The following is a 24,527-nucleotide window of genomic DNA, read 5'->3' as shown; positions in this document are numbered from 1 at the left end:
CACACAATCGTGCAGCAAAAAGTATTATCAGCTCTTGAATTTCATAAAGTGAAAGAACAGGTTATTGGGCATGCCGCTTCATCGCTCGGAAAAGAAATGCTTCTCGAGCTTAAGCCTTCTGCTTCTATAGACGAAATCAAAAAACAGCTGGATGAAGTAGACGAAGCTTCTGACATTATCCGGCTGAGAGGCCAAGCGCCATTTGGCGGCCTTGTAGATATCAGAGGAGCGTTAAGACGGGCGGAAATCGGCAGCGTTCTCAGTCCTTCTGAATTCACTGAAATCTCAGGCCTGCTTTATGCAGTTAAACAAATGAAACATTTTATCACGCAAATGGCTGAAGACGGTGTCGACATTCCGCTGATCCATCAGCATGCTGAACAGCTTATCACGCTGTCCGATTTAGAGCGGGACATTAATTCCTGCATTGATGATCACGGAGAAGTGCTTGATCATGCATCGGAAACATTAAGAGGAATCCGCACACAGCTCAGAACACTCGAATCAAGAGTCAGAGACCGGTTAGAGTCGATGCTGCGTTCCTCTTCCGCATCGAAAATGCTGTCTGATACGATTGTTACGATTCGGAATGACCGCTTTGTGATCCCGGTCAAACAGGAGTACAGATCCAGCTATGGAGGAATTGTGCACGACACCTCATCCTCTGGTGCGACACTATTCATTGAACCGCAGGCGATTGTAGATATGAACAATTCCCTTCAGCAGGCGAAAGTGAAAGAAAAGCAAGAAATTGAACGGATTTTGCGTGTGCTGACAGAGAAAACGGCAGAGTATACAGAGGAGCTATTTCTAGATTTGCAAGTGCTGCAGACGCTTGACTTTATTTTTGCAAAAGCTAGATATGCAAAAGCGGTTAAAGCGACAAAACCGATTATGAACGACACCGGCTTTATCCGTTTGAAAAAAGCCCGCCATCCATTGCTTCCGCCTGATCAGGTTGTTGCCAATGACATCGAGCTTGGCCGCGATTTTTCAACCATTGTCATCACAGGGCCAAACACCGGGGGGAAAACAGTCACCCTTAAAACGTTAGGCCTGCTAACCTTAATGGCGCAGTCAGGTCTTCATATCCCGGCAGATGAAGGGTCAGAAGCGGCAGTATTTGAGCACGTATTCGCTGATATCGGTGATGAACAGTCGATTGAGCAAAGTTTAAGTACGTTCTCATCCCATATGGTGAATATTGTCGGCATTTTAGAACAGGTCAATGAAAACAGCCTTGTGCTTTTCGATGAACTTGGTGCAGGGACAGATCCGCAGGAGGGGGCGGCCCTCGCCATGAGCATCTTGGATGACGTGCATCGCACCAATGCACGAGTGTTAGCTACGACGCATTATCCGGAATTGAAGGCGTACGGCTATAACAGAGAAGGCGTCATGAATGCCAGCGTTGAATTTGACATCGAAACGCTGTCACCGACCTATAAACTTTTAATTGGTGTGCCGGGTCGAAGCAATGCTTTCGAAATTTCAAAACGCCTCGGGCTTCCGGACCATATCATCGGGCAGGCGAAGTCAGAAATGACGGCCGAGCATAACGAAGTCGATACGATGATTGCGTCGCTGGAACAAAGCAAAAAACGTGCGGAAGAAGAGCTTTCTGAGACAGAATCAATCAGAAAAGAAGCGGAAAAACTGCATAAAGAGCTGCAGCAGCAAATCATCGAGCTTAACAGCAAAAAAGACAAAATGCTTGAAGAGGCAGAACAGCAGGCTGCTGAAAAAGTAAAAGCGGCAATGAAAGAAGCCGAGGACATTATTCATGAATTGCGCTCCATAAAAGAAGAACACAAATCCTTCAAGGATCACGAGCTGATTAACGCGAAGAAACGGTTAGAAGGCGCTATGCCGGCTTTTGAAAAGTCCAAGAAACCGGAAAAGCCGAAAGCGCAAAAACGCGACTTTAAGCCTGGCGACGAGGTGAAAGTCCTCACTTTCGGGCAAAAAGGAACATTGCTCGAAAAAACAGGCGGCAATGAATGGAATGTTCAAATCGGTATTTTAAAGATGAAAGTAAAAGAAAAAGATCTGGAGTTTATCAAATCAGCTCCGGAGCCAAAAAAAGAAAAAATCATTACAGCGGTCAAGGGAAAGGACTATCACGTATCGCTTGAACTTGATCTCCGCGGCGAACGCTATGAAAATGCCCTAAGCCGGGTTGAAAAATACTTGGATGATGCGGTGTTAGCCGGATATCCAAGAGTGTCAATCATCCACGGAAAAGGAACCGGCGCTTTAAGAAAAGGCGTACAGGATCTTCTGAAAAACCATCGCAGCGTCAAAAGTTCCCGTTTCGGTGAAGCAGGTGAGGGAGGATCAGGCGTTACGGTTGTTGAACTAAAATAAAAGGGAGTATGGCCATGAGTGATTTTTGGGAAAACGAGCTTGTGGAAATCGCGGCATATTACAGTGTCGCGGTTCTCTGCCTCGTCCTCTTTTTGACTGTGTTTGAGCTGGTGACGGCTTATAAAAACTGGGAAGAGATTCAAAAAGGAAATCTTGCGGTGGCAATGGCGACCGGCGGAAAAATTTTGGGGATCGCAAACGTATTTCAGCATTCCATCTCCCAGCATAATTCGCTGCTGCAAATGATCGGCTGGGGCGTTTACGGGTTTGTTATGCTTCTGATCAGCTACTTTATTTTTGAGTTTTTGACTCCGCGGTTTAAAATTGATCAGGAAATCGAAAATGATAACCGGGCTGTCGGCTTTATTTCATTTGTCATTTCTGTCGGGCTTTCTTTTGTGGTGGCAGCCGGAATATAAGGGGACGGAGAATAGATGGAAAAGCTTGCTAAAATACTGCTCGCCGCAGCGGGAATCTTTTTGTTAATTGGTCTTATATATCTGTTCATATTATGAGAAAAAGAAAGATTTACCTTTCTTTTTCTTTTTTTTGCCGTCCATCTGCTATAATGATAAGGTGGATCTCTAAAATCGAAAGGGGAGGTTTTATGCAGTCTCAAAAGCCGTGGCTTGCCGAGTATCCCAACGATATCCCGCATGAGCTTCCGTTGCCGAATAAAACCCTGCAATCCATCCTGACAGACTCCGCCGCACGATTCCCTGATAAAACCGCAATATCGTTTTATGGAAAAAAACTCACCTTTCATGACATTCTGACGGATGCTCTTAAACTTGCAGCTTTTTTGCAGTGCAATGGCCTGCAAAAAGGAGACAGAGTGGCTGTTATGCTGCCCAATTGCCCGCAAACAGTGATTTCTTATTATGGCGTCTTGTTTGCCGGTGGCATCGTGGTGCAGACGAATCCGCTTTATACCGAGCATGAGCTTGAATACCAGCTTAGAGATGCTCAGGTAAGTGTGATCATCACCTTAGATTTACTTTTCCCGAAGGCAATAAAAATGAAAACGTTATCAATAGTCGACCAGATTTTGATAACCAGCGTAAAAGACTATTTGCCTTTTCCGAAGAATATTCTTTACCCGCTGACGCAAAAACAAAAAGTGCATATCGACTTTGACAAAACAGCTGACATTCACACGTTCGCTTCCAGTATGAAGCAGGAAAAAACTGAACTCCTGACAATCCCGAAGATCGATCCTGAGCATGATATCGCTGTCCTCCAGTATACCGGAGGAACAACCGGAGCTCCAAAAGGGGTCATGCTCACGCACCAAAATATTTTGGCAAATACTGAAATGTGCGCCGCTTGGATGTATGACGTGAAAGAAGGCGCTGAAAAAGTGCTGGGCATCGTTCCATTTTTTCATGTCTACGGACTGACGGCAGTCATGAACTATTCGATTAAACTAGGCTTCGAAATGATTCTTCTTCCTAAGTTTGATCCGCTCGAAACACTGAAAATCATCGACAAACACAAACCGACGCTCTTTCCTGGCGCACCGACAATTTACATTGGCCTTTTGCATCACCCCGAATTGCAGCATTATGATCTGTCATCCATTAAAAGCTGTCTTAGCGGATCAGCCGCGCTCCCCGTGGAGGTAAAGCAGAAATTTGAAAAGGTGACTGGCGGAAAGCTTGTGGAAGGCTATGGTTTGTCTGAGGCATCCCCAGTGACGCACGCCAACTTTATCTGGGGAAAAAACAAGCCGGGCAGTATCGGCTGTCCTTGGCCGAGTACGGACGCTGCGATCTATTCTGAAGAGACGGGTGAGCTTGCCGCTCCGTATGAGCATGGAGAAATCATTGTAAAAGGTCCGCAAGTCATGAAAGGATACTGGAATAAACCAGAGGAAACCGCCGCAGTGCTGAGAGATGGCTGGCTGTTCACCGGGGACATGGGCTATATGGATGAAGAAGGCTTTTTCTATATTGCTGACAGGAAGAAGGATATCATCATTGCCGGCGGTTACAATATTTACCCGCGTGAGGTAGAAGAAGCGCTTTATGAACATGAAGCCATCCAGGAAATTGTTGTCGCAGGCGTTCCCGATTCCTACAGGGGAGAAACAGTAAAAGCATTTGTCGTATTAAAGAAAGGCGCAAAAGCCGATGCAGAAGTACTGGACGCTTTTGCGAGATCACGTCTAGCTCCCTATAAGGTGCCCAAAGCCTATGAGTTCAGAAAGGAGCTGCCGAAAACGGCGGTGGGAAAAATTTTAAGAAGGCGTTTACTTGAAGAAGAAACCGAAAATCATCATATCAAATAAAAAAAGAGAACGCCTATGAATAAACTTGACAAACATGAAAATCCTTCTTATCATGAAATTATGAATGAATAGTCATTCATTTCTATAGGAAGGAACGATGAACATTGAAGCAAAAACGGCCAAAGTATATGCAGATTATTGATGCAGCAGTAGAAGTCATTGCAGAAAACGGCTACCACCAGTCACAGGTATCCAAAATTGCCAAACAAGCCGGAGTAGCGGACGGCACCATCTATCTCTATTTTAAAAACAAAGAAGATATTTTAATTTCTCTTTTCAAAGAAAAAATGGGTCAATTTATTGAGCGGATGGAAGAGGACATTAAAGAAAAAGCAACAGCGAAAGAGAAATTGGCGCTTGTGATTTCAAAGCATTTTTCCCTTTTAGCGGGTGACCATAATCTCGCGATTGTCACGCAGCTTGAGCTCCGCCAATCCAACTTGGAGCTGCGCCAAAAAATCAACGAAATATTAAAAGGCTACTTAAATATTTTGGATGGCATTTTGACGGAAGGCATACAATCAGGCGAATTAAAAGAAGGCCTCGACGTCCGCCTCGCCCGGCAGATGATTTTTGGAACGATTGACGAAACTGTGACAACTTGGGTGATGAATGACCAAAAGTACGATCTCGTTGCGCTTTCAAACAGCGTTTTAGAATTATTGGTGTCCGGAATTCATAATAAGTAAAGGAGTTCTGTCCTATGAATGCAATTTCACTTGCGGTTGATCAATTTGTGGCAGTCTTGACGATTCACAATCCGCCGGCAAACGCGCTTTCAAGCCGGATATTAGAAGAGCTGTCTTCCTGTCTTGATCAATGTGAGACAGATGCAGGCGTACGAAGCATTATCATTCACGGCGAGGGAAGATTTTTCTCAGCCGGCGCTGATATTAAAGAATTTACATCGCTTAAAGGCAATGAGGATTCCTCATTGCTCGCTGAGCGCGGCCAGCAGTTAATGGAGAGAATCGAAAGTTTTCCAAAACCGATTATCGCAGCGATTCACGGCGCTGCTCTCGGAGGCGGGCTGGAGCTTGCAATGGCCTGTCACATCAGAATCGCGGCAGAAGATGCTAAGCTGGGGCTCCCGGAGCTTAATCTCGGTATCATTCCAGGTTTTGCGGGGACACAGCGCCTTCCGAGATATGTCGGTACAGCCAAAGCACTGGAGCTCATCGGATCAGGAGAACCGATATCCGGAAAAGAAGCGCTTGATCTCGGACTTGTCTCAATTGGAGCGAAAGATGAGGCAGAAGTGATTGAAAAAGCAAAAGCACTTGCCGCTAAGTTTGCAGAGAAAAGCCCGCAAACGCTGGCATCTTTGCTTGAACTTCTTTATTCCAACAAGGTGTATTCCTATGAAGGCAGCTTAAAGCTTGAAGCAAAGCGATTTGGGGAAGCATTTGAGTCAGAGGACGCCAAGGAAGGCATCCAGGCATTTCTCGAAAAAAGAAAGCCTCAGTTCAAAGGCGAATAAAAGGGGATATGATCATGAATCTATTTGTACTGATGAAACGGACGTTTGACACAGAAGAAAAAATCGTCATTGAAACAGGAAAGATTCAGGATGACGGAGCGGAATGGATCATTAATCCATATGATGAGTACGCGATAGAAGAAGCCATCCAGCTGAAGGAAAAGCATGGCGGCACGATCACCGCTGTCACAGTCGGCGGTGAAGAAGCGGAGAAAGAATTGCGTACGGCGCTTGCCATGGGTTGTGACCAAGCTGTTTTAATCAACATAGAAGATGATCTTGAAGAACCCGACCAATATTCCATTTCTCAAGTTTTATACCACTATATGAAGGATCAGGAGTTTGATTTGATTCTCGGCGGAAATGTTGCCATTGACGGAGGATCAGGACAAGTGGCGCCTCGGCTTGCCGAGCTACTGGACATTCCGTGTATCACTACGATCACCAAACTCGAAATCAACGGCACTGATGCAGAAGCAGAAAGGGACGTCGAAGGGGATGTTGAAAAAATCAAAACGACGCTCCCATTGCTTGTCACAGCTCAGCAGGGCTTAAACGAGCCGCGCTATCCATCGCTTCCGGGAATTATGAAGGCTAAGAAAAAGCCGCTTGAAGAGCTTGAACTTGATGATCTTGACCTGGACGAAGAGGATGCTGAACCAAAGCTGAAAACCATTGAACGTTTTCTGCCGCCGAAAAAAGAAGCCGGGAAGCTTCTCCAAGGTGAGCCTGCCGAACAGGCAAAAGAGCTTGTCTCATTGCTCCGCAGCGAAGCTAAAGTCATTTAAAGCTTGGACATTCAAAGAAACAGGGGGATGTTAGAATGGGAAAAAAAGTGATCGTGCTTGGAGAAATACGCGATGGGGAATTGCGGAATGTCACCTTTGAAGCAATAGCTGCAGGAAGAACCATTTCAGGAGATGGAGAAGTCATCGGTGTTCTCATCGGTGAAAATGTACAAAACATTGCACAAGAGCTTATTCATTACGGAGCAGATAAAGTTCTTACCGCTGAGGACCCGAAGCTGAAAACATACACGGCAGACGGGTACAGCCAGATCATGAGAGGTGTTATCGAGCAAGAAAATCCTGATTCAGTCATCTTCGGGCATACGGCAATGGGCAAGGATCTTTCACCGAAGCTTGCTGCCCGTCTGCAAACAGGCTTAATTTCTGATGCTATAGATGTAAGCGTTACCGGAGGGAATGTTGTGTTCACACGGCCGATTTACTCGGGGAAAGCTTTTGAACGCGTCATTTCAACCGATCCGATGATCTTTGCAACAATTCGCCCCAATAACATTCAAGCTTCAGAAAAAGACACCAGCAGATCGGGGAGCATCGAAAGCATTGATGTTTCTCTTACTGACCTCCGCACTGTTATCCAAGAGGTCGTGAAAAAAACGGCGGACGGTGTTGATCTCTCCGAAGCGAAAATTATCGTTGCGGGCGGCCGAGGAGTCAAAAGCAAGGAAGGATTTCAGCCGCTGCAGGAGCTTGCAGAGGTGCTAGGGGCCGCAGTCGGGGCTTCTCGCGGGGCATGTGACGCTGATTATTGCGATTATGCTCTCCAAATCGGGCAGACCGGGAAAGTCGTTACTCCGGATTTGTACATTGCATGCGGCATTTCCGGCGCCATCCAGCATTTGGCCGGCATGTCAAACAGCAAGGTGATCGTCGCCATCAATAAAGACCCCGAAGCCGATATCTTTAAAATAGCGGATTACGGCATCGTCGGTGATTTATTTGAAGTTGTCCCGTTATTAACTGAGGAATTCAAACAATTGAATATACACTCATAAAGGAAATCCCGGACTTTAAAAGTTCGGGATTTTTTCATATTTATAAATACATACGTACAAATGTAAAAACAATAGAAAATGTCGTTGACATGTACGAACATATATAATATGGTTACTTTAAAAGCGCTTACATTCATGCTGACTCCTCAGGCAAAAGACAGATCACATATTTGACTGTGGTGCTTTTCATATCCGTATGAAAGGAATGATCAGAGGCATGTCTGAACATCAAGCAGTGATTCAAACAGATATCGTAAAAGGAACCATTAACAAAAATATATACGGTCATTTTGCTGAGCATTTAGGAAGAGGGATTTATGAGGGGATCTGGGTTGGAACGGACTCAGACATCCCCAATATCAACGGGATACGAAAGGACGTGCTGGAGGCGCTCAAACAGCTGCACATTCCTGTCCTCAGGTGGCCGGGCGGGTGTTTTGCGGACGAATACCATTGGGCAAACGGTGTCGGTGACCGTAAGACAATGCTGAACACTCACTGGGGCGGTACAATTGAATCAAATGAATTCGGAACGCATGAATTTATGATGCTTTGCGAGCTGCTTGAATGCGAGCCATATATTTGCGGCAATGTCGGAAGCGGAACCGTTCAGGAAATGTCGGAGTGGATTGAGTATATGACATTTGAAGAAGGCACGCCGATGTCAGACTGGAGAAAGCAAAATGGAAGAGAAGAGCCTTGGAAGCTGAAATATTTCGGCGTGGGCAATGAAAACTGGGGCTGCGGCGGCAACATGCATCCCGAATACTACGCAGATCTGTACCGGCGTTTTCAGACTTATGTCCGCAATTACAGCGGGAATGACATTTATAAAATTGCAGGCGGCGCAAATGTGGATGATTTTAATTGGACGGACGTGCTTATGAAAAAAGCTGCTGGCCTGATGGACGGGTTGAGTCTTCATTATTACACGATTCCGGGGGATTTCTGGAAGGGCAAAGGATCAGCCACAGAATTCACGGAAGATGAATGGTTTATTACGATGAAAAAAGCCAAATACATCGATGAATTGATTCAAAAACACGGCACGATTATGGACCGGTACGATCCGGAGCAGCGGGTCGGGCTGATTATTGATGAATGGGGCACGTGGTTTGATCCCGAGCCAGGCACGAATCCCGGTTTCTTATATCAGCAAAACACCATTCGTGATGCACTGGTGGCGGCTTCTCATTTCCACATTTTCCATCAGCATTGCCGCCGGGTGCAAATGGCCAACATCGCCCAAACAGTAAATGTTCTTCAAGCGATGATTTTGACTGAGGGAGAGCGGATGCTTTTGACACCGACGTACCATGTATTCAATATGTTTAAGGTGCACCAGGACGCTTCTCTTTTAGCCACAGAGACAATGTCTGCCGACTATGAATGGAACGGTGAAACGCTTCCGCAAATCAGCATTTCAGCGTCGAAACAAGCTGAAGGCGATATCAATATCACAATTTGCAACATCGATCACCAAAACAAAGCAGAGGCGGAAATCGAGCTGAGGGGCCTACACAAGGCAGCGGACCATTCCGGAGTCATTCTTACGGCAGAAAAAATGAATGCGCATAACACGTTTGACGATCCTCATCATGTCAAACCGGAATCCTTCAGACAATACACGCTCAGCAAAAACAAACTGAAAGTAAAACTCCCGCCAATGTCAGTCGTCTTACTTACGCTGCGTGCTGATTCTTAATCGCGCAAGAGCGCCGGAGCTTCATGCCGGCGCTCTTTTTCAGGTTTTAAAACAGCTCCGGCAGGGCATGGTAAAGTACATGACAGTGAAGAGGAGATGTGATCTTATGCTTCGTACCATTTTAATGATTATTGGGGCAATTGTAGTGATCGGGGCCATTATCAGATTTGTGTTTTAAAAAAAGAGCATATCCCATTCAACCATATAAAAATGAGTAAACCGGCTGTGATCAGGAAAAAATAATTTGTAAGCATTAAAATAGCGTGAACGAATGGGAGATGCTATACTAAAAATCATCATTTCACATTGGAGGAATTCAATAATGGCTATCGTAAAAGCAACTGATCAATCTTTCTCAGCTGAAACAAGCGAAGGCGTCGTACTGGCAGACTTCTGGGCTCCTTGGTGCGGACCTTGTAAAATGATTGCACCTGTTCTTGAAGAATTGGATCAAGAAATGGGAGACAAACTGAAAATCGTAAAAATTGATGTAGACGAAAACCAAGAAACTGCCGGAAAATACGGCGTTATGAGCATCCCGACTCTTCTTGTGTTAAAAGACGGCGAAGTAGTTGAAACTTCAGTCGGCTTCAAACCAAAAGAAGCGCTTCAAGAGCTTGTAAACAAACATCTTTAATTTTCCGCTGCTTACATGCCAGAGCGATTCCGATTGAGGGATCGCTTTTTTTATTCGCCAATTGTGAACCATAGAGAAAAACAAACGTTCGTGTTAAACTGGAAATAAAGGATTAAACATAAGGAAGGGTAACATATGAACAAACAACTGAAAGAAAAACTCGCCCTCCTTCCTGATCAACCGGGTTGTTATCTCATGAAGGACCGGCAGCAGACTGTGATCTACGTAGGGAAAGCAAAAGTGCTGAAAAACAGAGTGCGCTCCTACTTCACCGGTTCTCACGACGCGAAAACCCAAAGGCTTGTGACGGAAATCGAGGATTTTGAATATATCGTGACGTCCTCCAATCTTGAAGCGCTTATTTTAGAAATGAATCTGATCAAAAAGCATGATCCGAAATACAACGTCATGCTCAAAGACGACAAAACCTATCCTTTCATAAAACTCACCCATGAACGCCACCCAAGGCTGATTGTCACACGCAATGTCAAAAAAGACAAAGGGCGCTATTTCGGGCCGTATCCGAATGTACAGGCAGCAAGGGAAACAAAAAAACTGCTCGACCGTCTGTATCCTCTCAGAAAATGCTCCAAGCTCCCGGACAGAGTGTGCCTTTACTATCATCTGGGCCAATGCCTCGCTCCGTGTGTAAAGGATATTTCCGAAGAGACGAACAGAGAGCTGGTTGAAAGCATTACACGTTTCTTAAGGGGCGGCTATAATGAGGTCAAAAAAGAGCTTGAAGAGAAAATGCATGAAGCTGCTGAGAATCTTGAGTTTGAACGAGCTAAAGAGCTTCGTGACCAAATTGCCCATATTGAATCAACGATGGAAAAACAAAAAATGACGATGAACGATCTAGTCGACCGTGATGTATTCGCGTACGCGTACGATAAGGGCTGGATGTGCGTGCAGGTCTTTTTCATCCGCCAAGGGAAGCTCATTGAACGCGATGTCAGCATGTTCCCGCTTTATCAGGAAGCAGATGAAGAGTTCCTCACGTTCATCGGGCAGTTCTATTCAAAAAACAACCACTTCCTTCCGAAGGAGATTTTAGTTCCGGACAGCGTAGATCAATCCATGATCGAGCAGCTGCTGGAAACAAACGTTCACCAGCCGAAGAAAGGCCCGAAAAAAGAACTGCTCATGCTTGCCCATAAAAATGCGAAAATCGCATTGAAAGAAAAATTCTCTTTAATCGAACGGGACGAGGAGCGTTCAATCGGGGCAGTGCAGAAACTAGGTGAGGCATTAAATATTTATACGCCGCACAGAATTGAAGCGTTTGATAACTCAAACATACAGGGGACAAACCCGGTTTCCGCGATGATTGTGTTTATCGATGGCAAACCATACAAAAAGGAATACCGCAAATATAAAATCAAAACTGTTACAGGGCCGGATGATTACGGTTCTATGAGAGAGGTTGTCAGAAGACGCTATACGAGAGTGCTTCGTGAGAATCTGCCGCTGCCCGATCTGATTATCATTGACGGAGGAAAAGGGCAGATCAACGCAGCAAGGGATGTCATTGAAAATGAACTCGGCTTGGATATCCCGATCGCCGGTTTAGCGAAAGATGAAAAACACAGAACCTCAAATTTACTGATCGGTGAGCCGCTGGAGGTAGTGTATCTGGAACGAAACAGCCAGGAATTTTACCTCCTGCAGCGCATTCAAGACGAGGTGCATCGTTTTGCAATCAGTTTTCACAGGCAAATCCGCGGAAAAAGCGCGTTTCAATCCGTTTTGGACGACATCCCGGGTATCGGAGAGAAAAGAAAGAAAATGCTGTTAAAGCATTTCGGTTCCGTTAAAAAAATGAAGGAAGCAAGCCTTGAGGACATCAAAAAAGCCGGTGTTCCCACAGCGGCGGCTCAGCTCCTTTACGACAAATTGCAAAAATAATGTTGTCCTTTTAAATAAGATCTGATAAAATGTGAACTAATTTCATAGTTAGATCGTGTTATATGGTGAAGATAGAGGTGCGAACTTCAAGAGTATGCCTTTGGAGAAAGATGGATTCTGTGAAAAAGGCTGAAAGGGGAGCGTCGCCGAAGCAAGTAAAACCCCATCGGTATTATTTGCTGGCCGTGCATTGAATAAATGTAAGGCTGTCAAGAAATCATTTTCTTGGAGGGCTATCTCGTTGTTCATAATCATTTATGATGATTAATTGATAAGCAATGAGAGTATTCCTCTCATTGCTTTTTTTATTGTGGACAAAGCGCTCTTTCTCCTCACCCGCACGAACCAAAATGTAAAGGGTGGTAATACATGGGTCTTATTGTACAAAAATTCGGAGGCACTTCCGTCGGCTCAGTCGAAAAAATTCAAAATGCGGCAAACCGCGCAATTGCAGAAAAACAGAAAGGCCATCAAGTCGTTGTCGTCGTTTCAGCAATGGGAAAATCCACTGACGAATTGGTCAGCCTTGCAAAAGCTATTTCTGACCAGCCGAGCAAACGCGAAATGGATATGCTGCTGGCGACAGGCGAGCAGGTCACGATTTCACTCCTTTCAATGGCATTGCAGGAAAAAGGCTATGACGCTGTGTCTTATACTGGCTGGCAGGCGGGAATCCGTACGGAGGCCATTCACGGAAACGCCAGAATTACAGATATCGGCACTTCGGTTTTAGCAGACCAGCTTGAAAAAGGAAAAATTGTCATTGTTGCAGGATTCCAAGGCATGACAGAGGATTGTGAAATTACGACATTGGGCCGGGGCGGTTCAGATACAACAGCAGTTGCTTTGGCTGCCGCTTTAAAAGCTGATAAATGTGACATATACACAGACGTGCCAGGCGTGTTTACAACCGATCCGCGCTATGTGAAATCAGCGAGAAAACTTGCGGGCATCTCATACGATGAAATGCTTGAGCTTGCCAATTTAGGCGCCGGCGTTCTTCATCCAAGAGCAGTTGAGTTCGCGAAAAATTACCAAGTGCCGTTAGAAGTGCGTTCAAGTACAGAAACCGAAGCGGGAACATTAATTGAGGAGGAATCATCCATGGAACAGAATTCAATTGTCAGAGGCATTGCATTTGAAGATCAAATCACAAGAGTAACCATTTACGGGCTGACTAGCGGCCTGACAACTTTGTCTACTATTTTTACGACACTTGCCAAAAGAAACATAAACGTGGATATCATTATCCAAACGCAGGCCGAGGACAAGACTGGAATTTCCTTCTCTGTCAAAACAGAAGATGCAGACCAAACCGTTGCGGTGCTTGAAGAGTATAAAGACGCGCTGGAATTTGAGAAAATCGAGACAGAAAGCAAATTGGCTAAAGTATCCATTGTTGGATCCGGCATGGTCTCAAATCCTGGTGTAGCGGCTGAAATGTTTGCTGTACTAGCGCAAAAAAACATTTTAATCAAAATGGTCAGCACTTCTGAAATCAAAGTGTCAACAGTCGTAAGCGAAAATGACATGGTGAAAGCAGTCGAGTCGCTTCACGATGCATTTGAGCTTTCAAAACACCCTTCAGCTGTGTAATGACAATCAAAAAGGCGGGACTATGCAGTCACCGCCTTTTTGATTACACTGGGTCTTTCATATCCCATTTCACAGTCAGAACCACTTTATCGGCTCTCTTTTTCACTTGTTCATATGATTCGGCAATCTGATCATTCATCAATTGAATTTGTTCAGCGATAAAACCAGCCTCCAGCTGAAAGCAAGGTTCTTTCTGATGTTTAAGCCGGTTGGAAATGATCGGCCCTTCAAGTTCAAATTCAAGCTCCTGTTTTTTAGCGCTTACGTTGGTGAGGGTTCCCCAGCCCGCTTCTTCAAAGAAGGCCGGAAATTCCTCCCATGATTCAAGAGGAAACTTACGGGCGAGATGTTTTCCTGCCCAATACATCATGGAAGAGTAATCTTGGCCAAGCATATCTGGGAGAACGATCTCTCGTATTAGTTCGTAGGCATAGGCGTTCATTTCAATTTCTTTTAGGTTGTCAATAGATGCTTCAAATTTAGACTTCATATCTGTCTCCCCTCTCTCCTGCGTATATTATAGCTCAAACAGGGGGGAGGATTACAGAATGATCCTGTAATTCTTATGAAAAATTAAGCAAGAAATATATATTGATAAAATAAAATTTTTCAATCAACTAATCAATTCGGAAAATTATAATTTATGTACGCGTTTTCTTGACGCCCTTTTGAGGGAGGAGTAAAATGAAATTGTCAATAAATCTTAATAAAGTGCTTACAATTGAAAGAAGTGGGGGAAGAGATTTAGCACATTTCGCACTTATCAAACAGGGGGTAAAGTAATGTCTGGGAACAGAGAGTTTTATTTTCGAAGATTGCATTCCTTGCTTGGCGTCATACCGGTCGGCATCTTTCTTATTCAGCATTTAGTCGTCAACCAGTTTGCCGCAAGGGGCGCTGAAGCATTCAATAGCGCTGCTCATTTTATGGATAGCCTGCCTTTCAGGTATGCCTTGGAAATTTTTATTATCTTCTTACCATTAATTTATCATGCAGTTTATGGTGTGTACATAGCGTTTACTGCGAAAAATAACGCAGGTCAATACAGCTACATGAGAAACTGGCTATTCGTCCTGCAGCGTGTAACCGGTATCATCACCCTCATTTTCGTCAGCTGGCACGTGTGGGAAACCCGCATTGCCGCACAAATGGGTGCTGAGGTCAATTTCGACATGATGGCGAATATTTTGAGCTCTCCGGCTATGCTTGGTTTTTACATTGTCGGTGTTTTATCAACAATTTTCCACTTCTCGAACGGTTTATGGTCTTTCGCTGTTACATGGGGCATCACGGTAACGCCTCGTTCTCAAAGAATTTCGACATACGTTACGCTGATTATTTTTGTTGCACTGTCATACGTAGGCTTAAAAGCGATTTTTGCATTTGTTTAAGAGTACTAGATTACTAGAGGGAGAGGGGCTATCATGAGTCAATCAAGCATTATCGTAGTCGGCGGGGGTCTTGCCGGCCTCATGGCGACAATTAAAGCAGCGGAATCAGGAATGGCGGTTAAATTGTTTTCCATCGTTCCTGTCAAACGTTCTCATTCAGTTTGTGCGCAAGGCGGCATAAACGGAGCGGTCAATACAAAAGGGGAAGGTGACTCTCCGTGGGAACATTTTGATGACACGGTATACGGGGGAGACTTTCTTGCCAACCAGCCGCCGGTCAAGGCGATGTGTGAAGCGGCGCCTTCGATCATCCACTTATTAGACCGGATGGGCGTCATGTTTAACCGGACGCCTGAAGGCCTGCTTGATTTCCGCCGATTCGGGGGTACACAGCACCACAGAACTGCTTATGCTGGTGCGACGACGGGACAGCAGCTGCTTTACGCACTGGACGAGCAAGTGCGCAGATACGAAGTTGCGGGTCTGGTCACAAAATACGAAGGCTGGGAATTCCTTGGCGCTGTTTTAGATGATGACAGAACCTGCCGTGGAATTGTTGCACAAAACCTGACAAACATGCAAATTGAATCCTTCCGTTCAGACGCTGTCATTATGGCGACGGGCGGACCGGGAATCATCTTTGGAAAATCAACGAACTCCATGATTAATACAGGATCTGCTGCATCAATCGTTTATCAGCAGGGAGCGTATTATGCAAACGGAGAATTCATTCAAATCCACCCGACAGCCATACCGGGCGATGACAAACTAAGACTGATGAGTGAATCAGCGCGTGGTGAAGGCGGGCGCGTGTGGACATATAAAGACGGCAAACCATGGTATTTCCTGGAGGAAAAATATCCGGCATACGGAAACCTGGTGCCGCGTGATATTGCGACACGCGAAATATTTGATGTGTGTGTGAACCAGAAGCTCGGCATTAACGGTGAAAACATGGTATATCTCGATCTGTCTCATAAAGATCCGAAAGAGCTTGATATTAAGCTTGGCGGCATCATTGAGATTTATGAGAAATTCATGGGAGACGACCCGCGTAAGCTTCCAATGAAAATCTTCCCGGCGGTCCATTATTCTATGGGCGGTTTATGGGTGGATTACGATCAAATGACAAATATCCCTGGACTGTTTGCGGCTGGGGAATGTGATTATTCTATGCACGGCGGCAACCGCTTGGGAGCGAACTCCCTGCTGTCTGCGATTTACGGAGGCATGGTGGCCGGTCCGAATGCTGTGAAATATGTAAACGGCTTAGAATCTTCAGCGGAAGACATGTCTTCATCTTTATTCGACGCTCACGTTAAGAAAGAAGAAGAAAAATGGGCTGATATTATGAGTATGGACGGAACCGAAAATGCCTATGTTCTTCACAAAGAGCTCGGTGAGTGGATGACGGCGAACGTAACGGTTGTCCGCCATAATGACAAGCTTTTGAAAACGGATGACAAAATTCAGGAGTTAATGGAGCGCTTCAAAAAGATCAACATCAATGACACGACAAAATGGAGCAACCAGGGAGCGATGTTCACACGCCAGTTCTCAAACATGCTTCAGCTTGCGAGGGTGATTACCCTTGGCGCATACAACCGTAATGAAAGCCGGGGGGCCCATTATAAACCGGATTATCCTGAACGTAATGATGATGAATGGCTCAAAACAACAATGGCTAAACATGTAAGCCCGTATGAAGCGCCGGAATTTGAGTATCAGGATGTCGATGTATCACTGATAACGCCTCGGAAACGGGATTACTCGAAGAAGAAGGTGGCGAAATAATCATGAGTGAACAAAAAACCATACGATTTATTATCACACGTCAAGATACAGCTGACAGCACGCCTTATGATGAAGAATTTGAGATTCCATACCGCCCGAATCTGAACGTCATTTCCGCTCTGATGGAAATCCGCCGGAATCCGGTTAATGTCAAAGGTGAGAAGACAACCCCTGTCACATGGGATATGAACTGCCTTGAGGAAGTATGCGGCGCATGTTCAATGGTCATAAACGGAAAGCCCCGCCAGTCTTGTACGGCGCTTATTGACCAGCTTGAACAGCCGATCCGTTTAAAACCAATGAAAACATTCCCAGTCGTTCGTGATTTGCAGGTTGATCGCAGCAGAATGTTTGATTCATTGAAAAAAGTTAAAGCATGGATACCGATTGACGGTACGTACGATTTAGGACCGGGGCCGAGAATGCCGGAAAAACGCCGTCAATGGGCATATGAATTATCAAAATGCATGACATGCGGCGTCTGCCTCGAAGCTTGCCCGAATGTGAACAGCAAATCGAAGTTCATGGGGCCTGCACCGATGTCGCAAGTCCGCCTGTTTAACGCGCATCCGACAGGCGCCATGAATAAATCTGAACGATTAGAAGCATTAATGGATGAAGGCGGCCTTGCAGATTGCGGCAACTCGCAAAACTGTGTTCAATCCTGTCCGAAGGGGATTCCGCTTACCACTTCGATTGCAGCCTTGAATAGAGATACAAACTTACAAGCGTTCCGCAATTTCTTCGGAAGCGACAGAGTATAAGAAGAAAAAACCTCTTCCGCATGGGAGAGGTTTTTTTAAACAATAAGGAGATGAAAAAAGGTGAAGCTTCCCGCTTATATTGATATGCCGTTTCAAGAATGGAAAACATCCTTTTCTTTTTTCAATGAGGTATCCGTAAGATTTTCGGAGACAGACATGTTTGGGCATATGAATAATGTAACCCCTTTTATATATTTTGAGGAGGCGCGGATTTCTTATTTTAAAAAGCTGAATATGATGAGTGAAAACAAACAGACCATGACAGTCGTGGCAAGCCAGCAATGCGATTATTTGCGCCAAGTCATGCCTTATGAAGAGTTGCGCATCTATGTGAAAACAAGCGCAGTCGGCAGTTCATCTCTTACCTTGCACTATCTCGGAGAGAACCTCGAAGGCGAACCCTGCTTCACCGGGGCAGTCGTGATGGTTCAAGTCTCAAAGGAAAGCGGCAAGGCTGTCAGCTGGACGGATGAGGAGAAAGAAACGCTTCTTCATACACGATAAACTAATTATCTTGTAAACGTCACCTCCTGCGCCCTTCTTACATATGATATCTCGACTATATCAAAACCCATTCGTTTCTGATTCGCTCTCACCTTAGCAAGGAGGGTTACAATACTTGAAGGAGAAAGAATTTCAATCGAAGCCGCTGCTAACGAAAAGAGAAAGAGAAGTGTTCGAATTGCTCGTTCAAGATAAGACAACAAAGGAGATTGCAAGCGAGCTATTTATCAGTGAGAAAACCGTTCGAAACCATATTTCAAATGCCATGCAGAAATTGGGTGTGAAAGGGCGTTCGCAAGCCGTTGTTGAGCTTCTTAGAATGGGTGAGCTAGAGCTTTAATCCTTGCCGGTATTCCTTCTTTTGGAAGGAGCCGGTTATTGCTGTTTGTTTGGAACATTCGAAACCATATTTGGAATGCTGTGCAAAACGTAGGCAAGTCATAAATTAAATTTTATTTCTTGATGTTGTTTGACTAAAGTCCTCTATTTCTCTCCTGCGAGTCTTGCATTTTCTTCAAAAAAGAAGGAAAATAGACACGGAACGCTTTTGTGCGTAAGAGATCCTTGAGTGAGGGATGGACAAATGACATCAAAACCTTTGGAGCATGTTGCGGATATTGAAAAGTCACTCCGCCACATTGCCGCGATCATTAAGCAAAAAGGACGAGAAATCCTTAACCAATATGCGATTACGCCGCCGCAATTTGTCGGCTTGCAATGGCTTTATGAATTAGGAGATATGACAATCGGTGAATTATCGGGCAAAATGTATCTGGCATGCAGCACGACAACGGACTTAATCGACCGCATGCAAAAAAATGAGCTTGTTGAGCGGGTCAAGGACCCGGCGGACAGACGTGTTGTCCGGATACATCTGCTGCCTGAAGGAGAACGGATTATCCAAGAGGTCATTACAAAAAGACAGGAATATCTGCGTGATATGTTCGAATCGTTTACAGATGAAGAAATAGCCATCTTCGAAAAATCTTTGATGAAACTGCAGCATGAAATGAAGAGAAAATGAGGCGATTTTGTTGGAACAACCAATAGGAGTCATTGATTCCGGGGTTGGCGGTTTAACCGTTGCGAAGGAAATCATGAGACAGCTACCTAAAGAAAATATTATCTACGTCGGGGATACGAAACGGTGTCCTTATGGGCCGCGCCCTGAAGAAGAGGTGCTTCAATATACGTGGGAGCTGACGAATTATTTACTCGAAAACCACCACATCAAAATGCTCGTGATCGCCTGTAATACAGCAACAGCGATCGCATTGGATGACATCCAGCGAAGCGTCGGTATACCGGTGGTCGGAGTGATCCAGCCTGGTGCGAGAGCAGCGATAAAAGTGACGGATAATCAGCATATCGGTGTCATCGGCACAGAGAATACGATTAAGAGCAATGCATACGAAGAGGCGCTTTTGGCATTAAATCCTGATCTGAAGGTTGAAAACCTTGCCTGCCCGCTGCTTGTGCCTTTTGTGGAAAGCGGGAAGTTTCTTGACAAAACAGCAGACGAGATTGTCAAAACCTCGCTGTATCCGTTAAAAGATACATCGATTGATTCGCTGATTTTAGGCTGCACCCACTATCCCATTTTAAAAGAAGCCATTCAAAGATATATGGGAGAACACGTTAACATTATTTCGTCCGGCGATGAAACAGCCCGGGAAGTCAGCACGATTCTTTCGTATAAAGGGCTGCTGAACCAGTCTGCGAATGCCCCGGATCATCAGTTCTTGACAACAGGAGCGCGTGATCAGTTTGCGAAAATCGCAGACGATTGGTTTGGGCATGAGGTAGGCCATGTGGAATGCATCTCACTGCAAGAACCGATTAGAAGATAGTTTTCCCCGCAACGGTATGTTGCGGGTTTTTTTCTGTTTTGCCGGAATTCTTCGGTCTATTTCCTAAAGAGGCTCGTATACATAATAGTACAAACATCCTTAGGAGGGAAAAGTATGCTGAAAAAAGGACCTGCAGTCATTGGTGCCACTTGTCTCACCTCTGCCTTGCTTTTATCCGGATGCGGTTTGTTTCAATCTGATAAGGCAGCCGAGGAAATTGATCCGCCTCAAGACGTTACATTCGTGAACGATGAAGCGGGTGCCAATTCAAATACAACAGCAGCCAAAAAAACAGAAAGCGAAAAAAGCGATACAGCAAAAGCGGATCAAGCCTCATCTACTGTTATGAGGGAGCTTTATCTCATTGATAAAAACGGGTATGTTGTTGCGCAAACGCTGCCTCTCCCTAAAAGTGAGAGCACGGCTAAGCAGGCGCTTGAATACCTCGTACAGGGCGGGCCTGTGTCTGAAATTCTTCCGAATGGCTTCAGAGCTGTATTGCCGGCTGACACCACCGTTAACGTTGACATCAAAAAAGATGGAACCGCGATAGCTGATTTCTCTAATGAGTTCAAAAATTATAAGAAAGAAGACGAACAGAAAATCGTTCAATCTGTGACGTGGACGCTGACGCAATTTAGTTCGATAGATAAAGTGAAGCTGAGAATAAACGGGCATGAACTGAAGGAGATGCCTGTAGGAGGGACGCCGATCTCAGATGATTTAAGCCGCAAAGACGGCATTAATTTGGAGACAGCCGGTGTAAATGATCTCACTGCTACCCATCCGCTGACAGTCTACTACTTGGCGGAAAACGAAGACAGTGAATACTACGTGCCGGTGACCAAACGAATCGACAATTCGGAAAAAGACGACGTTACGGCAGCTATCAATGAATTGGCTAAAGGGCCGAGCAAGGTGAGCGGGCTGTTAACAGACTTCAGTGAAGATGTAAAGCTTGTCAGCAAACCGAAAATCAAAGACGGGCGCGTGACGTTGGATTTCAATCAATCTATATTCGGCAGCGCCGATGAGAAGACGAAAATGATTTCTTCAGAAGTGCTGAACAGCATTGTGCTGACGTTAACGGAGCAGCCGGATGTAAAAAGCGTCTCTGTTAAAGTGAACGGAAAATCAGAGCTTGTAAATGAAAAAGGCGAAAAGCTCACAGAACCGGTCTCCAGACCTTCTCAAGTGAATACGGGTAGTTTTTAAATTGGGATTTTTGATATACTAGAAAGAAAGAGGTTAGCGTTCCGGCTGCCTCTTTCTTTATTCAATTCCGGGACAAAAATGGTTTATGTACATACAATCGGAGGTAAAACATGAGACATGACGGAAGACAACATGATGAGCTGCGCCCAATCACATTCGATTTGGATTTTATCAGCCATCCGGAAGGTTCTGTTCTAATAACAGCGGGAAATACAAAAGTAATCTGCAATGCGTCCGTTGAGGATCGCGTGCCGCCGTTTTTGCGGGGCGGGGGAAAAGGCTGGATTACTGCTGAATACAGCATGCTGCCGCGGGCAACAAACCAAAGAACAATCAGAGAATCTTCTAAGGGGAAAATTTCCGGCAGAACAATGGAGATCCAACGCCTGATCGGCCGAGCGCTTCGAGCTGTTGTAGATCTGGAAAAGCTCGGTGAACGGACGATTTGGATTGACTGTGATGTCATTCAAGCTGATGGAGGAACTAGAACAGCTTCCATTACAGGCGCATTTCTTGCTATGGCGATTGCGATTGGCAAGCTGATCAAAGCAGGAACAATCAAGACAAATCCGATCACTGATTTTCTTGCTGCGATCTCTGTTGGAATTGATAAGGAACAGGGAATTTTGTTAGATTTAAATTATGAAGAAGATTCCTCCGCTGAAGTTGACATGAATGTCATCATGACAGGCAGCGGCCATTTTGTGGAACTGCAGGGAACCGGGGAAGAGGCGACTTTTTCTAGAGAGGATCTGAACGGTCTTCTGGGTCTTGCGGAAAAAGGAATCCAAGAGCTGATTGACAAGCAAAAAGAAGTGCTGGGTGATTCTCTGCCAGAACTGAAATAAAGACAAGAAAGGCTTGATCATCATGAAAGAAGCAATTATTGCGACACATAATCCGGGAAAAGTGAAGGAATTCAAAGAAATTCTTGAGCCAAGAGGCTATGATGTCAAATCTTTAGCTGAAATTGGATTCACTGAAGAAATTGAAGAAACAGGCCATACATTTGAAGAAAATGCCATTCTGAAAGCGGAAGCTGTTGCCAAAGCAGTGAACAAAATGGTGATTGCGGACGACTCCGGTCTATCCATCGATAATCTTGGCGGCAGACCCGGGGTTTATTCAGCCCGCTATGCAGGGGAACAGAAAGACGACCAGGCAAATATCGAAAAAGTGCTCAGCGAGCTGAAAGGTATCGAAAAAGAACAGCGCACCGCCCGTTTCCGCTGCGCACTGGCCGTGAGTATTCCCGGAGAGGAAACAAAAACAGTCGAAGGCCATGTTGAAGGGTATATTGCCGAAGAACCGAGAGGAGAATATGGCTTTGGCTATGACCCAATCTTTATCGTGAAAGATAAAGATAAGACAATGGCTGAACTGACAAGTGATGAAAAAAATAAAATCAGCCATAGGGCTGACGCGCTTAAAAAGCTGTCTAAGCTTTTGGAGGCATAAGGAGGAAGCTTGTACATGAACGTGCTGATTATCAGTGACAGCCATGGGCTTGAAGAAGAACTCCAAACCATTGCGAAACGGCATGAGGCAGAAGTTGATCTCATGATTCATTGCGGGGACTCTGAGCTTGAAACGAAGCATCCTGCATTGGAGCCTTATGCGGTTGTAAAAGGCAATTGCGATTTTGCCGGCGATTTTAAGGACGAGCTTCTACTGACTGCCGGTTCAAGAAAAATACTGGTCACACACGGCCACCTTCACGGTATAAAACAGACCTTGTTAAACGTATACTATCGTGCAGAGGAGCTCGGAGCGGATGTTATCTGCTTCGGGCATTCGCACATCGCGGGAAGCGAAGTGCTGCACGGAAAACTGATGATTAACCCAGGCAGCATCCGGCTTCCGAGGGTGCGCAGGACAGAAAGCTATGCTATACTGACATTAGAAAATGATGCTGCGACAGTCCGTTTTTACGACCAAGCAGGCAATGAAATTGAGGATCTGCAAAATCGAGTCACACTATGAAAATGTCATGAGGAAGAAAATTTTCTTCCTCATGAAAAAAATTCTAAAAAACCGTTGACTTATTATTGCATCCCATATATAATAAATCTTGTCGCTGATAGTTAAAGCGAAAAACAAAAAAACAAAACGTGTCCCAGTAGCTCAGCTGGATAGAGCAACGGCCTTCTAAGCCGTCGGTCGGGAGTTCGAATCTCTCCTGGGACGTACCAAAAGAAAAACCTCAAATCCATTTAGGATTTGAGGTTTTTTGTTGTCGGTCTATGATTTTCATTTGTTATTTAACGGATCATCATCCAAGCCGTCAACTTTTCCTTCTTTATTCAGACGAGGTTCTTCTTTTTTCACAGTTTCAGAAATATGTTCATTTTCTTCAACAGTGCGTTTGCCGACAACCACTTCATCAGTAACAACCGGTTTTTTAGTCACTTCCAGCTTTTCCTCAACGATTGGAACTCTGATCTCTTCCGAATCGTTGACGGGAGCAGCGTCCGTTTTATTTTCATCCACTGGACGGCGTTCGACATAAATTTCATCATGTCTCACCGGAATGTCCATATCTCTTTTTTCTGTTTTCACTTCTTTTCCTATTTCTACTTCGCCGGTTTGAACGTCTTCCTTATCGACCTTCAGCTGTTCTTCCCGGAGCGGCATCGTTTTTTCTTCTTTCGTTGTATAATCCAATTCATTTGTGCTTGAAAAGCCGCCTGAAAGGGCATTGCCGTTATCAATAGGAGCAATTACATCTGCATCTGTATCGACGGCTACCAGAAGTTTTCCGTCATCCAAATCTTCTTGATACTTGTCTATTTCATCAGTTTTAATATCCAAGTCGGATAATGCTTTGCTGTGTGTAGCAGTATCATCCATTGTGAAATAATCTTTCAGTTTATCGAAAAAAGATTCAGATTCGTCCTGATGTGCATCGATAGCTTGATTGACTTCTGTTCCTGTACGTGACTCCAAATAATCTGTATCTCGCCGGCTTGTCACAACAGAAATGTCATCAGAATCATAGCCTTTTGTAAGTAAGCCTTCAATCGCTGCGATGGTTTCCTGCGGAGTTTCATATACACCAACTATGCTTTTCATATCAATCTCCTCCTTTATGAATTTGCATGATATCGTTCATGTCGTTTGTAATTCCCGCTGTTCTTTGAATTAAACAAAATTGAAAACATTGGCGTGTATCATAAAGGTGAAAAATGTGTGAATATAAAAAAAGATAGATAAGACAGACCTTCC

At 44.8% G+C, this 24,527-nt stretch carries 24 protein-coding genes, 1 tRNA gene and 1 riboswitch; of the genes, 23 read left to right on the top strand and 2 right to left on the bottom strand.

Features of this window, described 5'->3' with window-relative positions; translation table 11 throughout:
• Positions 1–9: 9 nt before the first annotated feature.
• The 11 genes from NSQ83_RS14805 (at position 10) to NSQ83_RS14755 (ending at position 13,784) form a co-directional block, all read left to right on the top strand.
• Positions 10–2,367 carry an endonuclease MutS2 gene (locus tag NSQ83_RS14805; RefSeq protein WP_021480271.1) on the top strand — a complete coding sequence of 786 codons (2,358 nt, stop codon included), beginning with the start codon at positions 10–12 and terminating at the stop codon, positions 2,365–2,367.
• 14 nt (positions 2,368–2,381) lie between these two features.
• Positions 2,382–2,786, top strand: coding sequence for a DUF350 domain-containing protein (locus NSQ83_RS14800; RefSeq protein ID WP_003237674.1), 405 nt, complete (start codon positions 2,382–2,384; stop codon positions 2,784–2,786).
• A gap of 188 nt (positions 2,787–2,974) precedes the next feature.
• On the top strand, positions 2,975–4,657 hold the full coding sequence (gene lcfA / locus NSQ83_RS14795) for a long-chain-fatty-acid--CoA ligase LcfA (RefSeq protein ID WP_046663878.1): 1,683 nt from the start codon (positions 2,975–2,977) through the stop codon (positions 4,655–4,657).
• A gap of 104 nt (positions 4,658–4,761) precedes the next feature.
• On the top strand, positions 4,762–5,346 hold the full coding sequence (gene fadR / locus NSQ83_RS14790; RefSeq protein ID WP_038429423.1) for a fatty acid metabolism transcriptional regulator FadR: 585 nt from the start codon (positions 4,762–4,764) through the stop codon (positions 5,344–5,346).
• A 14-nt stretch (positions 5,347–5,360) separates the two neighbouring features.
• The gene (locus tag NSQ83_RS14785) at positions 5,361–6,137 is read left to right on the top strand and encodes an enoyl-CoA hydratase (RefSeq protein WP_003229549.1); all 777 of its coding nucleotides are present in this window, start codon (positions 5,361–5,363) and stop codon (positions 6,135–6,137) included.
• Positions 6,138–6,151: 14 nt separating this feature from the next.
• On the top strand, positions 6,152–6,925 hold the full coding sequence (etfB, locus tag NSQ83_RS14780) for an electron transfer flavoprotein subunit beta (protein WP_014480500.1): 774 nt from the start codon (positions 6,152–6,154) through the stop codon (positions 6,923–6,925).
• 35 nt (positions 6,926–6,960) lie between these two features.
• A complete protein-coding gene (gene etfA / locus NSQ83_RS14775; RefSeq protein WP_198878584.1) occupies positions 6,961–7,938 on the top strand; it encodes an electron transfer flavoprotein subunit alpha in 978 nt (325 codons plus the stop codon).
• Positions 7,939–8,155: 217 nt separating this feature from the next.
• Positions 8,156–9,643 (top strand): alpha-L-arabinofuranosidase AbfB, encoded by a 1,488-nt coding sequence (gene abfB / locus NSQ83_RS14770; protein WP_088327483.1) that lies wholly within the window; start codon positions 8,156–8,158, stop codon positions 9,641–9,643.
• 322 nt (positions 9,644–9,965) lie between these two features.
• Positions 9,966–10,280, top strand: coding sequence for a thioredoxin (gene trxA / locus NSQ83_RS14765; RefSeq protein ID WP_003222500.1), 315 nt, complete (start codon positions 9,966–9,968; stop codon positions 10,278–10,280).
• Between the two features lie 135 nt (positions 10,281–10,415).
• Positions 10,416–12,188, top strand: coding sequence for an excinuclease ABC subunit UvrC (uvrC, locus tag NSQ83_RS14760; protein ID WP_123372947.1), 1,773 nt, complete (start codon positions 10,416–10,418; stop codon positions 12,186–12,188).
• Between the two features lie 64 nt (positions 12,189–12,252).
• Positions 12,253–12,432: riboswitch (Lysine riboswitch) on the top strand.
• A 125-nt stretch (positions 12,433–12,557) separates the two neighbouring features.
• Positions 12,558–13,784: an aspartate kinase gene (locus tag NSQ83_RS14755; protein WP_198878585.1), complete on the top strand. Its 1,227-nt coding sequence runs from the start codon at positions 12,558–12,560 to the stop codon at positions 13,782–13,784.
• Between the two features lie 43 nt (positions 13,785–13,827).
• Here the strand turns inward: NSQ83_RS14755 and NSQ83_RS14750 are convergent, their stop codons facing one another.
• A complete protein-coding gene (locus NSQ83_RS14750) occupies positions 13,828–14,274 on the bottom strand; it encodes a YslB family protein (protein ID WP_003222508.1) in 447 nt (148 codons plus the stop codon).
• Between the two features lie 292 nt (positions 14,275–14,566).
• On the opposite strand from NSQ83_RS14750, the gene sdhC reads away from it, so the two are divergent.
• The 12 genes from sdhC (at position 14,567) to NSQ83_RS14690 (ending at position 23,489) form a co-directional block, all read left to right on the top strand.
• A complete protein-coding gene (sdhC, locus tag NSQ83_RS14745; protein ID WP_003222512.1) occupies positions 14,567–15,175 on the top strand; it encodes a succinate dehydrogenase cytochrome B558 in 609 nt (202 codons plus the stop codon).
• A 33-nt stretch (positions 15,176–15,208) separates the two neighbouring features.
• Positions 15,209–16,969, top strand: coding sequence for a succinate dehydrogenase flavoprotein subunit (gene sdhA / locus NSQ83_RS14740; RefSeq protein ID WP_003229567.1), 1,761 nt, complete (start codon positions 15,209–15,211; stop codon positions 16,967–16,969).
• Between the two features lie 2 nt (positions 16,970–16,971).
• Positions 16,972–17,733 carry a succinate dehydrogenase iron-sulfur subunit gene (gene sdhB, locus NSQ83_RS14735; RefSeq protein ID WP_003229569.1) on the top strand — a complete coding sequence of 254 codons (762 nt, stop codon included), beginning with the start codon at positions 16,972–16,974 and terminating at the stop codon, positions 17,731–17,733.
• Between the two features lie 60 nt (positions 17,734–17,793).
• Complete coding sequence (locus NSQ83_RS14730) at positions 17,794–18,237, top strand: thioesterase family protein (RefSeq protein ID WP_015251520.1); 444 nt, start codon at positions 17,794–17,796, stop codon at positions 18,235–18,237.
• Between the two features lie 115 nt (positions 18,238–18,352).
• Positions 18,353–18,577 carry a spore germination transcription factor GerE gene (gene gerE, locus NSQ83_RS14725; protein ID WP_003184172.1) on the top strand — a complete coding sequence of 75 codons (225 nt, stop codon included), beginning with the start codon at positions 18,353–18,355 and terminating at the stop codon, positions 18,575–18,577.
• 243 nt (positions 18,578–18,820) lie between these two features.
• A complete protein-coding gene (locus tag NSQ83_RS14720; protein WP_003229573.1) occupies positions 18,821–19,261 on the top strand; it encodes a MarR family transcriptional regulator in 441 nt (146 codons plus the stop codon).
• Between the two features lie 7 nt (positions 19,262–19,268).
• Positions 19,269–20,087, top strand: coding sequence for a glutamate racemase (gene racE, locus NSQ83_RS14715; protein ID WP_015251521.1), 819 nt, complete (start codon positions 19,269–19,271; stop codon positions 20,085–20,087).
• Between the two features lie 114 nt (positions 20,088–20,201).
• A complete protein-coding gene (gene gerM / locus NSQ83_RS14710) occupies positions 20,202–21,302 on the top strand; it encodes a spore germination protein GerM (protein WP_046160712.1) in 1,101 nt (366 codons plus the stop codon).
• Between the two features lie 110 nt (positions 21,303–21,412).
• On the top strand, positions 21,413–22,150 hold the full coding sequence (rph, locus tag NSQ83_RS14705) for a ribonuclease PH (RefSeq protein ID WP_043856969.1): 738 nt from the start codon (positions 21,413–21,415) through the stop codon (positions 22,148–22,150).
• Positions 22,151–22,163: 13 nt separating this feature from the next.
• The gene (locus NSQ83_RS14700) at positions 22,164–22,760 is read left to right on the top strand and encodes an XTP/dITP diphosphatase (RefSeq protein ID WP_015251523.1); all 597 of its coding nucleotides are present in this window, start codon (positions 22,164–22,166) and stop codon (positions 22,758–22,760) included.
• A gap of 15 nt (positions 22,761–22,775) precedes the next feature.
• Positions 22,776–23,285 (top strand): metallophosphoesterase, encoded by a 510-nt coding sequence (locus NSQ83_RS14695; protein WP_173614221.1) that lies wholly within the window; start codon positions 22,776–22,778, stop codon positions 23,283–23,285.
• Between the two features lie 130 nt (positions 23,286–23,415).
• Positions 23,416–23,489, top strand: a tRNA-Arg gene (locus NSQ83_RS14690).
• Between the two features lie 63 nt (positions 23,490–23,552).
• Here the strand turns inward: NSQ83_RS14690 and NSQ83_RS14685 are convergent.
• Positions 23,553–24,374: a YsnF/AvaK domain-containing protein gene (locus NSQ83_RS14685; protein WP_003229586.1), complete on the bottom strand. Its 822-nt coding sequence runs from the start codon at positions 24,372–24,374 to the stop codon at positions 23,553–23,555.
• Positions 24,375–24,527: the final 153 nt, after the last annotated feature.

It is taken from the genome of Bacillus sp. PS217 (genome assembly GCF_037963535.1).
In the GTDB taxonomy this organism is placed as follows: Bacteria; Bacillota; Bacilli; order Bacillales; family Bacillaceae; genus Bacillus; species Bacillus subtilis.
The sequence above is the reverse complement of the archived record's forward strand: the minus strand, read 5'-3'. Positions and strand labels throughout refer to the sequence as shown.